Below are 12,808 nucleotides of genomic sequence, written 5' to 3'. Positions count from 1 at the left end.
TTCGGGGCGTATGAGCGCAGGGCCAGTACGACGAAAGTCACAGGCACTTCCGCCCGACTGCCTCCGGAAATACATCCATCGTCGGGCGCGGTGGCGGCGGTGCCGGGGTGACACTCGGGCCGTGACTTACTCTCCCGGAAAGAATGCATCGGAGCGACGCGCCGGCGGCATGCCCGTACACAAGTACCGTCGGTACCGACCGTTCACGCTGCCCGATCGGACCTGGCCCGACCGCGTGCCGGAGCGGGCGCCGACCTGGTGCAGCGTCGATCTGCGAGACGGCAACCAGGCTCTGCTGGAGCCGATGGACATCGCGCGCAAGCGGGTGATGTACGACCTGCTGGTGCGGCTGGGCTTCAAGGAGATCGAGCTGGGCTTTCCGATGTCCAGCCGCGCCGACCTGGAATTCACCCGCGATGTGATCGAGCGGGACGCGATTCCCGACGACGTGACGATCCAGGTCATGTCCCCCATCCGCGACGGGATGATCGAGGACACCGTCAAGGCCATCGAGGGCGCGCCGCGCGCCATCGTGCAGATCTTCAATCCGACCTCGGTGACACAGCGGCGCGCGGTGTTCCGGATGAGCCGCGCCGAGGTCAAGGCGCTGGCCCTGCGGGGCGCGGAGCGGGCATTGAAGCTGCGCGACTCGCTGCCGGGCACCGAGATCTACCTCCAGTACGGCACGGAGTCCTTCACGCAGACCGAGCCGGAGTTCGCGCTGGAGGTGCACAACGCGGTCCTGGAGCTCTGGCGCCCGGAGCCGGCGGACCAGGTGCGGATCGTGCTGCCGGCGTCGGTCGAGGCCTATCCGCCGCACGAGTTCGCCGACCGTATCGAGTGGATGCACCGCAACCTGGCGTACCGCGACGCGATCTCGCTGACCCTGCACACCCACAACGACCGCGGCTCAGCGGTCGCCGCCACGGAGATGGCGCTGCTGGCCGGCGCCGACCGGGTGGAGGGCACCCTCTTCGGCAACGGCGAGCGGGCCGGCAACGTCTGCCTGATCACCCTGGCGATGAACCTGTACTCGCAGGGCATCGACCCGGGCCTGGACCTCGGCGATCTGGACGAGGCGCGGCGGGTGGCCGAGCACTGCAACCGGATGCCGGTCTCGCCGCGCCACCCCTGGGCGGGCGACTTCGTCTACACCTCGTTCGCCGGATCCCACCAGGACGCGATCACCAAGGGGCTGCGGGCGCTGGAGGAGAGCGGTTCGCCGGTGTGGGACGTGCCGTATCTGCCGATCGATCCGCGCGATGTGGGCCGGGACTACCAGGCGCTCATCCGGATCAACGGGCAGTCGGGCAAGGGCGGCGTCTCGCATCTGATGCGGACCGAGCACGCCTTCGAGCTGCCGCGGCGGCTGCAGATCGAGTTCGCCTCGATCGTGCAGACCAAGGCCGAGGACGGCAGGGAGGTGACGGCGGATCAGCTCCTGGAGTGGTTCACGGAGGTGTATCTGCACAAGGCGGACGGTGCCGCGCTGCCGGGCCCGGTGGAGGACCGGTCGTCACCGCAGGCCGTACTGGACGCGCTGCTGTCCCGGCACGCGCTGGAGGGCACGGTGAGCGAGACGCGGATACAGGGGCCGCGGGCCGGCGAGGAGCGGCACGTGGCGTACGCCGAGGCGTCGGTGGGCACGACCACCCGCTGGGGTGTCGGCGTGGCGGCGACGAAGGAGGAGAGCCTGGCCAGGGCGCTGCGCTCGGTGGCCCGGCGGCTCGTTGCGGAGGTGACGGCATGAGTCCGGTACCCGTGGTACGGCACACCGGGACGGCGGCACCGCTGCGCCGTCGCGACGTGGACACCGACCAGATCATCCCGGCCGAGTTCTGCAAACGCCTGGGGCGTACGGGATATGAGGACACGCTCTTCCACCGCTGGCGGCAGGACGCGGATTTTGCACTGAACCGGCCGGTGTATGCCGGGGCGAGCGTGCTGGTGGCGGGCCCGGACTTCGGCATCGGCTCCTCGCGCGAACATGCGGTGTGGGCGCTGCGCGACTTCGGGTTCCGTGCGGTGATCGCCCCCTCCTTCGGCGATATCTTCCGTGCCAACGCGGCGAAGAACCAGCTGGTGACGCCGCGGGTGCCGGAGGAGGCGGTGGAACGGCTGTGGGAGCTGATCGAGGCGGACCCGGCGGCCGAGGTCACCGTGGATCTGCACGAGCGCATCGTGCTGGCCGGGAGCCTGCGGATACCGTTCGAGATCGCTGAGCACAGCCGCTGGCAGCTGATGAACGGGCTGGACGACATCGAGATCACGCTGCGCCGCGGCGGCGGCATCGACGCGCACGAGCGGCGGCGGCCGGTGTGGCTGCCGCGGGTCGTGGCCTCGGGTGCGGCCGGCCGTACGGCGGGCGGTGCGTCAGGACCCGCGGAAGCCGGGTGATCCCTGCCGCCACACTGCCGCGCCGTCCCCCATGCAGGAAGGCCGCCCCGGGATCCGGGGCGGCCTTCCTGCGCCGGGTCAGCGTGCGGCCGCGCCGGGCTCGGCGGCCGGGAGCAGCCGCATGGCCACGGCCTTGTTGATGGCGTTCATGCGGGAGCGCACTTCGAGCTTGAGGTAGATGTTGGTCAGATGGCGTTTGACGGTGCCTTCGGAGATGTAGAGCTCGCCGGCGATCTGGGCGTTGCTCAGGCCGCGGGCCACCAGGCCGAGCACCTCCAGTTCGCGGGCGGAGAGCGGGCCCTGGGCCGGGCGCTCCAGGCGGCTGACGGTCTCCTTGGCGACGGAGAGCACCACGCGGTCGGGGTCCCTGCGTACGGCCCGGATCGCGGCGAGCAGCTCCTCGCGCGTGGAGCTCTTGGAGATGTACGCCTGGGCTCCGATCGCGAGCAGTCGGCTGACCATGCGTGCGTCATCGTGCATGGTCAGGACGGCGACGCGGGGCGGCTCGGGAACGTTGAGCACCTGTTCGAGGGTCTCCTCGGCGCCCGGGCCCGGCATCTCCACATCCAGCAGGACGACGTCGGGACTCCTCCTGCGGACCAGCGCGACAGCCTCCTCGCCGTGCTCCGCCTGGCCGACGACGTGCAGATCGCTCTCTGTTTCGCAGATCTCGACGATGCCCTCGCGGAACAGCGTGTGGTCGTCGGCGATGACGACCCGGGCCGGCGCGTCCGCCCCCGTCATCACCGGGCCGCCAGCGGTACCGTGAGGGTGATGCGGGTGCCGCCATGGGGCCCCGGGCTCGTACGCAGTGAGCCGCCCAGTAAGGCGGCGCGCTCCTTCATGGACGTGAGGCCCAGCCCCGCGGAGCGGTCCCGTTCGCCCCGCTGGAGGCCCGAGCCGTCGTCGGCGACCTCGGCGACCATCGCGCCTTCCCGGGTGCGCAGCGAGATGGTGATGTCCTCGGCGCCCGCGTGGGCGAGGGCGTTCCCCACGGCCTCGCGCAAGATGAGGTAGATCTCGCCGACGTCCACGCTGCCGGGTGGGGCCGGGCGCGGATGGCTCAGGGCCCGCTGCAGCTCGGCGCCGGGGGTACGCAGCCGGGTGGCCAGCTCCTTGGTCGTGTGCAGGGCCTGGTGGAGAAGGCGCACGGCGTCGGCCCACTTGTCGCGGGCGCGCTCGGCACGGTCGTCGGCGGCATAGAACTCGCTGAGTTCCAAGGAGTTGAGGCCGACGACGATGGCGTGGGCGACGCGGTCGTGGAGCTCACGGCTGAGCCGTTGCCGGTCGGCCGGGGCCAAGAGGTCGTCGGCCCCGGCCGGCCGGTCTCCGCCGGCGGTCCTCTCCCGGCCGTCCGCCGGTGCTCTCCCGGCCGCCGGGATACTCGCTGCCGCCGCTCGGCCCGGCGGCCCGCCGTCCTCGGCTATCGGAGGACGGTCCAGTACACCGGCACGGCCCTGTGGCGTCGTCGCATTGCGTGTCATCGCACAGCACTTCCTCAAGCATCGTCCGCTGTCGGGGATGGTCGGAGGTGAACGCACCGAATGCGCGCTCGGAATGCACGCTCCGGCGGGCACGGCGGCATCAATTACGGCGCGGCGGAGGGGATCCGGCCGACATGCCGGGCCTTTGTCACAGAAAATCGGTCCGCCGATCACACGCCTCCCTTCAGGCGCTCACGAAACAAAAGATAGCGCTCTTTATGTAACTTGGGTAGGGCCGCTGACGACCGATCACCCCGCTGGGCCCCGCCCTTCGGCGCCCCTCCCCCGGCCCTCGGCGCACCGGTCCTGCCCCCTTGGTGCGCCGACTGTGCCTCCTTGGCGCGCCGACCGTGCGCCACCGCGCCACGGCCCGTGTCCCCAAAGCACAGTGCCCGCTGTCACCTTCGCCGGATGTGGCCGCACGGCCGCCACAGCGACGCTGGAGCCCATGAAGAACGGTATGAACGCCAACGCCAGAGTCGCCGTCGTCACCGGCGCGCGCCAGGGGATCGGCCGTCGCATCGCCGAAGTCCTCGCCGCCCGGGGCTACTCGCTCGCCCTGATCGACCTGGAGCACCCCAAGGAGACCCTCGACGCCCTCGACGCCGTACGAGCTGCGGGAACCGAGGCCATCGGCATCACGGCCGACGTCTCCGACGAGGCCGCCGTGGCCGCCGCCAAGGACGAGGTCCTCGACCGCTTCGGCCGGGTCGACGTCCTGGTCAACAACGCCGGCATCGGGATGATCGCCCCGGCCGAGACGACCGGGGCCGCCCAGTGGCGCCGGATACTCGACGTCAATCTCACCGGCCCGTTCCTGCTCAGCCGGGCCTTCGGCACGGCCATGCTCGACTCCGACGCGCCCGGGACAATCGTCAACATCGCCTCCATCGCGGGCCTCGGCGGCATCCCCGACCGGGTCGCCTACAACGCCAGCAAGCACGGCGTGCTCGGCCTCACCCGCACCCTGGCCGTGGAGTGGGGCGGACGCGGCATCCGTGTCAACGCCGTCTGCCCCGGCTTCGTCAAGACCGAGATGGACGAGGCCGACCTCGCCTCGGGCGCCTACACGCCGGAGGACATCGTCGACCGCGTGCCGCTCGCCCGCTTCGCCTCCCCCAACGACATCGCCGAGGCCGTCGCCTACCTCGCCGACCCCGATCTCAGCGCGTATGTCAACGGCACGGCCCTGCCGGTGGACGGCGGCTGGACCGCGGACGCGACCTGGCGTGCGCTGCGGCTGCGCAAGCGCGAGGCAGCCTGATACGCCCTGACGGCCCGTCAATGTACGTATGCCCGTGGCGCCTTGACTCGCTCGGCCAGACCCGGCCCTCCCGGGCTGCCCAACAACTTACGGAGATCCCATGGCCTCAACGCTGTTCACCTCGGAGTCCGTGACCGAGGGCCATCCCGACAAAATCGCCGACCAGATCAGCGACACGATCCTCGATGCGCTACTGCGTCAGGACCCCGCCTCCCGTGTCGCGGTGGAGACGCTGATCACCACCGGACTGGTCCATGTGGCCGGCGAGGTCACCACCACGGCGTACGCGCCCATCGCCCAGCTCGTACGCGAGAAGATCCTGGAGATCGGCTACGACTCCTCCGCCAAGGGCTTCGACGGCGCCTCCTGCGGCGTGTCGCTCTCCATCGGCGCGCAGTCCCCCGACATCGCCCAGGGCGTGGACACCGCGTACGAGAAGCGGGTCGAGGGGGCTGAGGGGGTCGAGGGGGCCGCCTCCGACGGCCGGTCCGACGACGCGCTGGACCGGCAGGGCGCCGGCGACCAGGGCCTGATGTTCGGCTACGCGACCGACGAGACCCCGGAACTGATGCCGCTGCCCATCAGCCTTGCCCACCGGCTCTCCCGCCGCCTGTCCGAGGTCCGCAGGAACGGCACGCTCCCCTACCTCCGCCCCGACGGCAAGACACAGGTCACCATCGAGTACGACGGTGACCGCGCGGTCCGCCTGGACACCGTGGTCGTCTCCTCGCAGCACGCGAGCGACATCGACCTGGACTCGCTGCTCGCCCCCGACATCCGCGGGTTCGTCGTCGAGCACGTACTGAACGAACTGGTCGAGGACGGCATCAAGCTCGACATCGAGGGTTACCGCCTCCTCGTGAACCCGACCGGGCGTTTCGAGATCGGCGGCCCGATGGGCGACGCGGGCCTGACCGGCCGCAAGATCATCATCGACACGTACGGCGGCATGGCCCGGCACGGCGGCGGCGCCTTCTCCGGCAAGGACCCCTCCAAGGTCGACCGCTCCGCCGCCTACGCGATGCGCTGGGTCGCCAAGAACGTCGTCGCGGCCGGGCTGGCGCGACGCTGCGAGGTGCAGGTCGCCTACGCGATCGGCAAGGCCGAGCCGGTCGGCCTCTTCGTCGAGACCTTCGGCACCGCGACCGTGGAGGCCGCGGCGATCGAGCAGGCCATTGGCAAGGTCTTCGACCTCCGCCCCGCCGCGATCATCCGCGACCTGGACCTGCTCCGCCCCATCTACGCGGGGACCGCCGCGTACGGCCACTTCGGCCGCGAGCTCCCGGACTTCACCTGGGAGCGCACCGACCGCGTGGCCGAGCTCCGCGCGGCAGCCGGGGTCACCGCCTGAGCGGCCCCCGGCTCCACCCGAGGCTCCGCCCGAGCCGTAGTCGGCTTCGCCCGAGCCGTGTTCGTCGTACAGGGCCGGTACCGCGCTGACCGGGCCGGCCCTGGCGCATTCTCGATCCCTGCCCCTCCCCGTATGCCGAAACGCCCACGCCCCACCCCGCAGGCAAGGAGAGAACCGTGCAGATCGCCGTCGCCGGATCGATCGCCACCGACCATCTGATGGCCTTCCCCGGCCGCTTCACCGAACAGCTCATCGCCGACCGGCTGGACCGGGTCTCGCTGTCCTTCCTCGCCGACCACCTGGAGGTCCGCCAGGGCGGAGTGGCCGCCAACATCGCCTGCGGCCTGGGCCGACTGGGCCTGCGGCCCGTCCTGGTCGGGGCCGCCGGCGCGGACTTCACCGAGTACGCAGCACGGCTGGCGGCCGACGGGGTCGACACCGGCTCCGTACGCATCAGCGAGCACCTGCACACCGCCCGCTTCATGTGCACGACCGACACCGACCAGAACCAGATCGCCACCTTCTACGCCGGGGCCATGGCCGAGGCGCGTGACATCGACCTCGCCGCGGTCGCCCGTCGCGCCGGCGGACTCGACCTCGCCCTCATCGGCGCCGATGCCCCCGAGGCCATGCTCCGGCACACCGCGACCGCCCACGCCGAGGGCATCGCGGTGGCCGCCGATCCCTCACAGCAACTGGCCCGCCTCTCCCCCGCACAGACCCGGTCCCTCGTCGCCGGCGCGCGCCTGCTCTTCACCAACGAGTACGAGGCCGCGCTGCTGCAGGAACGGACCGGCTGGAGCACCGCCGCCGTACTCGACCACGTAGGCACCTGGATCACCACGCTCGGCGCGGACGGCGCACGCCTCACGCGCGCCGGCGAACCGCAACTGCACATACCCGCCGTGCCCACCGACGACATCGCCGACCCCACGGGCGCGGGCGACGCGTTCCGCGCCGGCTTCCTCGCAGGCCTGGCCTGGCAGTGGCCGTACCGGCGCGCGGCCCAGCTGGGCTGCGCGGTCGCCACGACGGTACTGGAGTCGGTCGGCACCCAGGAGTACAAGCTGCTGCCCGCGGAACTGCTGGAGCGGGTCGCCGAGGCGTACGGACCGGAAACGGCGGCGCAGTTCGCACCGGGGCTCGGGGAGGCCTCGTGACTTCCCGGTACGACACCGCCCGCATCGACGCCTTCCGCGAGGCGCTGGCCTCGCGCGTGGTGGTCGCCGATGGAGCCATGGGCACCATGCTCCAGGCCCAGGACCCCTCCATGGAGGACTTCCAGCAGCTCGAGGGCTGCAACGAGATCCTGAACATCACCCGCCCGGACATCGTCCGCTCCGTGCATGCGGAGTACTTCGCGGTGGGCGTGGACTGTGTGGAGACCAACACCTTCGGCGCGAACCATGCGGCGCTGGGCGAGTACGACATTCCCGAGCGGGTCTTCGAGCTGTCCGAGTCCGGTGCGCGCATCGCCCGTGAGGTGGCGGATGAGTTCACCGCCTCCACCGGGCAGCAGCGCTGGGTGCTGGGCTCGATGGGCCCGGGCACCAAGCTGCCCACTCTGGGCCACGCCCCCTACCGCACGCTGCGGGACGCCTATCAGCAGAACGCCGAGGGCATGATCGCCGGCGGCGCGGACGCGCTGCTGGTGGAGACCACCCAGGACCTGCTGCAGACCAAGGCCGCCATCCTGGGTGCCCGCCGGGCGCTGGAGGTCACCGGCACCAACCTGCCGATCATCTGCTCGGTGACCGTGGAGACCACCGGCACCATGCTGCTGGGCTCCGAGATCGGCGCCGCGCTGACCGCCCTGGAGCCGCTGGGCATCGACATGATCGGCCTGAACTGCGCGACCGGGCCGGCCGAGATGAGCGAGCACCTGCGCTACCTGGCACGACATGCGGGCGTGCTGCTGTCCTGCATGCCCAACGCGGGGCTGCCGGTGCTGGGCCAGGACGGCGCGCATTATCCACTCACCGCTACTGAACTGGCGGACGCCCAGGAGGGGTTCGTACGGGATTACGGGGTCTCGCTGGTCGGCGGTTGCTGTGGCACCACGCCCGAGCACCTGCGCGAGGTCGTCGCGCGGGTCCACGGAGCCGAGCCGGTGGCCCGGGAACCGCGCCCGGAAGCCGGGGCGGCATCCCTGTACGCCCATGTGCCCTTCCGTCAGGACACCTCGTATCTGGCGATCGGCGAGCGCACCAACGCCAACGGTTCGAAGAAGTTCCGCCAGGCGATGCTGGAGGCCCGCTGGGACGACTGCGTGGAGATGGCGCGGGACCAGATCCGTGAGGGCGCGCACATGCTGGACCTGTGCGTGGACTACGTGGGCCGCGACGGCGTGGCCGACATGGAGGAGCTGGCGGGCCGCTTCGCCACCGCCTCCACGCTGCCGATCGTGCTGGACTCCACCGAGGTGCCGGTCATCGAGGCCGGGCTGGAGAAGCTGGGCGGCCGCGCGGTCATCAACTCGGTGAACTACGAGGACGGTGACGGGCCCGAGTCCCGCTTCGCGAAGGTCACCGCGCTGGCCAAGGAGCACGGCGCGGCGCTGATCGCGCTGACCATCGATGAGGAGGGCCAGGCCCGCACGCCCGAGCACAAGGTCGCCATCGCCGAGCGGCTCATCGAGGACCTGACCGGCAACTGGGGCATCCACGAGTCCGACATCCTCATCGACACCCTGACCTTCACCATCTGCACCGGTCAGGAGGAGTCGCGTAAGGACGGCATCGCGACGATCGAGGCGATCCGGGAGCTGAAGCGGCGCCACCCGGACGTACAGACCACGCTGGGCCTGTCCAACATCTCCTTCGGCCTGAACCCGGCCGCCCGTGTCCTGCTCAACTCCGTCTTTCTCGACGAGTGCGTCAAGGCCGGCCTGGATTCCGCGATCGTGCACGCGAGCAAGGTCCTGCCCATCGCGCGCTTCGATGAGGAGCAGGTCAAGGTCGCCCTCGACCTGATCTACGACCGCCGCGCCGAGGGCTACGACCCCCTGCAAAAGCTCATGGCGCTATTCGAGGGCGTCAACATGAAGTCGATGAAGGCGGGCAAGGCCGAGGAACTCCTGGCCCTTCCGCTGGAGGAGCGTCTCAAGCGCCGCATCATCGACGGTGAACGCAACGGCCTGGAGGCCGACCTCGACGAGGCGCTCCAGGACACGCCCGCCCTCGACATCGTCAACAACACCCTCCTTGAGGGCATGAAGGTGGTCGGTGAGCTGTTCGGCTCCGGGCAGATGCAGCTGCCGTTCGTGCTCCAGTCCGCCGAGGTCATGAAGACCGCGGTGGCCTACCTGGAGCCGCACATGGAGAAGACCGACGATGAGGGCAAGGGCACCATCGTGCTGGCCACCGTCCGCGGCGACGTCCACGACATCGGCAAGAACCTGGTGGACATCATCCTGTCCAACAACGGCTACAACGTGGTCAACCTCGGCATCAAGCAGCCCGTCGCCGCGATCCTGGAGGCCGCCCAGGAACACAAGGCCGACGTGATCGGCATGTCCGGGCTGCTGGTGAAGTCCACGGTGATCATGAAGGAGAACCTGGAAGAGCTCAACCAGCGCAAGATGGCCGCCGACTTCCCCGTCATCCTCGGCGGCGCCGCCCTGACCCGCGCATATGTCGAGCAGGACCTGCACGAGATCTACGAGGGCGAGGTCCGCTACGCCCGCGACGCGTTCGAGGGCCTGCGCCTGATGGACGCCCTGATCGCGGTCAAGCGCGGCGTGCCCGGCGCCACCCTGCCCGAACTCAAGCAGCGCCGGGTCAAGTCATCCACTCTCCAGATCGAGGAGCCGCGCCCGCAGGAGGGCTCCGTCCGCTCCGACGTGGCCACCGACAACCCCATCCCGACCCCGCCGTTCTGGGGCACCCGCGTCGTCAAGGGCATCCAGCTCGCCGACTACGCCTCCTGGCTGGACGAAGGCGCGCTCTTCAAGGGCCAGTGGGGCCTGAGGAAGAACACCATCGAGGCCGAGGGCCGGCCACGGCTGCGCATGTGGCTGGACCGGCTCCGTACGGACAACCTCCTCGAAGCCGCCGTCGTCCACGGCTACTTCCCCTGCGTCTCCAAAGGCGACGACCTGATCATCCTCGACGAAGAGGGAACGGAACGTATCCGCTTCACCTTCCCGCGCCAGCGCCGCGGCCGCCGCCTGTGCCTGGCGGACTTCTTCCGCCCGGAGGAGTCCGGCGAGACCGACGTGGTCGGCCTGCAGGTCGTCACCGTCGGCTCGAAGATCGGCGAGGAGACCGCGAAGCTGTTCGCGGCCGACTCCTACCGCGACTACCTGGAACTGCACGGCCTGTCCGTGCAGTTGGCCGAGGCGCTCGCCGAGTACTGGCACGCCCGGGTCCGGACCGAACTCGGCATCGCGAACCACGAACCCGGATCCCTCGACGGGATGTTGCGTACCGAGTACCAGGGGTGCCGTTACTCCCTCGGCTATCCGGCCTGCCCGGACCTGGAGGACCGCGCGAAGATCGCGGACCTGTTGCGGCCGGAGCGCATCGGGGTCGTCCTCTCGGAGGAATTCCAGCTCCATCCCGAGCAGTCCACCGACGCCATCGTCGTGCACCACCCCGAGGCGGGCTACTTCAACGCCGGGAGGCGGGCGTGAAGGCCGGGCCGACCTTCTCCTTCGAGTTCTTCCCGCCCAAGACGCCGGCGGGCGAGCGGGTGCTGTGGGAGGCGATCCGGCGGGCGGAGGCCCTGTCGCCGGACTTCGTGTCCGTGACGTACGGCGCCGGAGGCTCCTCGCGGGACCGCACGATCGAGGTGACCCGGCGCATCGCCGAGGAGACGACGCTGCGCCCGGTGGCCCACCTGACCGCCGTCGGGCACTCGGTCGCCGAGCTGCGGGCCATCATCGGCCGGTACGCCGACGCGGGCATTCACGACGTACTCGCGCTGCGCGGCGACCCACCCGGTGATCTGCGCGCAGCGTGGACGCCGCACCCGCAGGGCCTGACGTACGCGTACGAACTCGTCGAGCTGATCCGCTCGTTGGGCGACTTCACCATCGGTGTGGCGGCCTTTCCCGAGCGGCATCCGCGCTCCGCCGACTGGGACAGCGAGGTCCGCCACTTCGTGGCCAAGTGCCGGGCGGGTGCCGACTACGCGGTCACCCAGATGTTCTTCCACGTCGAGGACTATCTGCGGTTCCGGGATCGGGTGGCCGCCGCGGGCTGCGATACGCCGATCATTCCCGAGATCATGCCGGCCACGGACGTACGGCAGATCCGCCGGTTCGCCGAGCTGAGCGGCGCCGCCTTCCCCGAAGACCTGGCGCACCGCCTGGAGGCCGCCCGCGACCGGCCTGCCGACGGCCACCGCATCGGCGTCGAGTACGCCACGGAGATGGCCACGCGCCTGCTCGCCGAAGGCGCGCCCGGACTCCACTACATCACCCTCAACCGCTCGACGGCCGCGGTCGAGATCCACCGCAGTGTCACCACCTCAAGGAGCCTTCATGCCCGCTGAGTTCACCGACTTCAAGGTCGCCGACCTTTCCCTGGCCGCCTTCGGCCGCAAGGAGATCACCCTCGCCGAGCACGAGATGCCCGGTCTGATGGCGATCCGCAAGGAGTACGCCGCCGCCCAGCCGCTGGCCGGCGCCCGCATCACCGGCTCGCTGCACATGACGGTCCAGACGGCCGTGCTGATCGAGACGCTGATCGCGCTGGGCGCCCAGGTGCGCTGGGTCTCCTGCAACATCTTCTCCACCCAGGACCACGCCGCGGCCGCCATCGCCGCCGCCGGCATCCCGGTCTTCGCCTGGAAGGGCGAGTCGCTGGAGGAGTACTGGTGGTGCACCGAGCAGGCGCTCACGTGGCCGGACGCGCCGGGGCCGAACATGATCCTGGACGACGGCGGTGACGCCACCATGCTCGTGCACCTCGGCGTCGAGAAGCAGAAGACCGGCAAGCTGCCCGAGGCGTCCAATGATGAACTGGCCGTCGTGCGCGCCCTGCTCAAGTCCAGCACCCTCGACTGGTCCGCCCTCGCCTCGGAGATCCGCGGTGTGACGGAGGAGACCACGACCGGTGTCCACCGTCTGTACGAGATGCACCGGGACGGCACCCTGCTCTTCCCGGCGATCAATGTGAACGACGCCGTGACGAAGTCGAAGTTCGACAACAAGTACGGCTGCCGGCACTCGCTGATCGACGGCATCAACCGCGCCACCGACGTGCTGATCGGCGGCAAGACCGCCGTCGTGTGCGGGTACGGCGATGTGGGCAAGGGCTGTGCGGAGTCGCTGCGCGGCCAGGGCGCCCGGGTGATCATCACGGAGAT

The 12,808-nt window shown here is 70.4% G+C and carries 10 protein-coding genes; 8 read left to right on the top strand and 2 right to left on the bottom strand.

Going from position 1 to position 12,808, the window contains the following annotated elements:
* Positions 1-169: 169 nt before the first annotated feature.
* Both ABT381_RS01095 and leuD read left to right on the top strand, forming a co-directional pair.
* Positions 170-1,750 carry a 2-isopropylmalate synthase gene (locus tag ABT381_RS01095; RefSeq protein ID WP_351586226.1) on the top strand — a complete coding sequence of 527 codons (1,581 nt, stop codon included), beginning with the start codon at positions 170-172 and terminating at the stop codon, positions 1,748-1,750.
* The gene (leuD, locus tag ABT381_RS01090; RefSeq protein ID WP_351586224.1) at positions 1,747-2,397 is read left to right on the top strand and encodes a 3-isopropylmalate dehydratase small subunit; all 651 of its coding nucleotides are present in this window, start codon (positions 1,747-1,749) and stop codon (positions 2,395-2,397) included. Before ABT381_RS01095 ends, leuD begins: the two co-directional genes overlap by 4 nt.
* A gap of 78 nt (positions 2,398-2,475) precedes the next feature.
* On the opposite strand, the gene ABT381_RS01085 is transcribed toward leuD, so the two are convergent.
* Together ABT381_RS01085 and ABT381_RS01080 are read right to left on the bottom strand one after the other, a co-directional pair.
* Positions 2,476-3,141: a response regulator gene (locus ABT381_RS01085; protein WP_351586222.1), complete on the bottom strand. Its 666-nt coding sequence runs from the start codon at positions 3,139-3,141 to the stop codon at positions 2,476-2,478.
* Positions 3,141-3,881 (bottom strand): sensor histidine kinase, encoded by a 741-nt coding sequence (locus tag ABT381_RS01080; protein ID WP_351586220.1) that lies wholly within the window; start codon positions 3,879-3,881, stop codon positions 3,141-3,143. Before ABT381_RS01080 ends, ABT381_RS01085 begins: the two co-directional genes overlap by 1 nt.
* 448 nt (positions 3,882-4,329) lie before the next feature.
* Between ABT381_RS01080 and ABT381_RS01075 the strand changes: the two genes are divergently transcribed.
* The 6 genes from ABT381_RS01075 to ABT381_RS01050 form a co-directional block, all read left to right on the top strand.
* On the top strand, positions 4,330-5,145 hold the full coding sequence (locus ABT381_RS01075; RefSeq protein WP_351586218.1) for an SDR family NAD(P)-dependent oxidoreductase: 816 nt from the start codon (positions 4,330-4,332) through the stop codon (positions 5,143-5,145).
* A gap of 100 nt (positions 5,146-5,245) precedes the next feature.
* Complete coding sequence (gene metK, locus ABT381_RS01070) at positions 5,246-6,496, top strand: methionine adenosyltransferase (protein ID WP_351586216.1); 1,251 nt, start codon at positions 5,246-5,248, stop codon at positions 6,494-6,496.
* Positions 6,497-6,672: 176 nt separating this feature from the next.
* Positions 6,673-7,656 (top strand): carbohydrate kinase family protein, encoded by a 984-nt coding sequence (locus ABT381_RS01065; RefSeq protein WP_351586214.1) that lies wholly within the window; start codon positions 6,673-6,675, stop codon positions 7,654-7,656.
* Entirely contained in the window at positions 7,653-11,129 is a 3,477-nt protein-coding gene (metH, locus tag ABT381_RS01060; protein ID WP_351586212.1) for a methionine synthase, read from the top strand. The genes ABT381_RS01065 and metH overlap by 4 nt, the downstream gene beginning before the upstream one ends.
* On the top strand, positions 11,126-11,992 hold the full coding sequence (gene metF / locus ABT381_RS01055; protein WP_351586210.1) for a methylenetetrahydrofolate reductase [NAD(P)H]: 867 nt from the start codon (positions 11,126-11,128) through the stop codon (positions 11,990-11,992). The genes metH and metF overlap by 4 nt, the downstream gene beginning before the upstream one ends.
* Positions 11,982-12,808, top strand: an 827-nt coding sequence (locus tag ABT381_RS01050; RefSeq protein ID WP_351586208.1) for an adenosylhomocysteinase, incomplete at its 3' end; no start/stop codon positions are given. The genes metF and ABT381_RS01050, both read left to right, overlap by 11 nt.

This window comes from Streptomyces sp. NPDC000151 (assembly GCF_040301705.1).
Taxonomy (GTDB): domain Bacteria; phylum Actinomycetota; class Actinomycetes; order Streptomycetales; family Streptomycetaceae; genus Streptomyces.
Note: the sequence above shows the minus strand (reverse complement) of the source record. Positions and strands in the feature narration are given on the sequence as shown.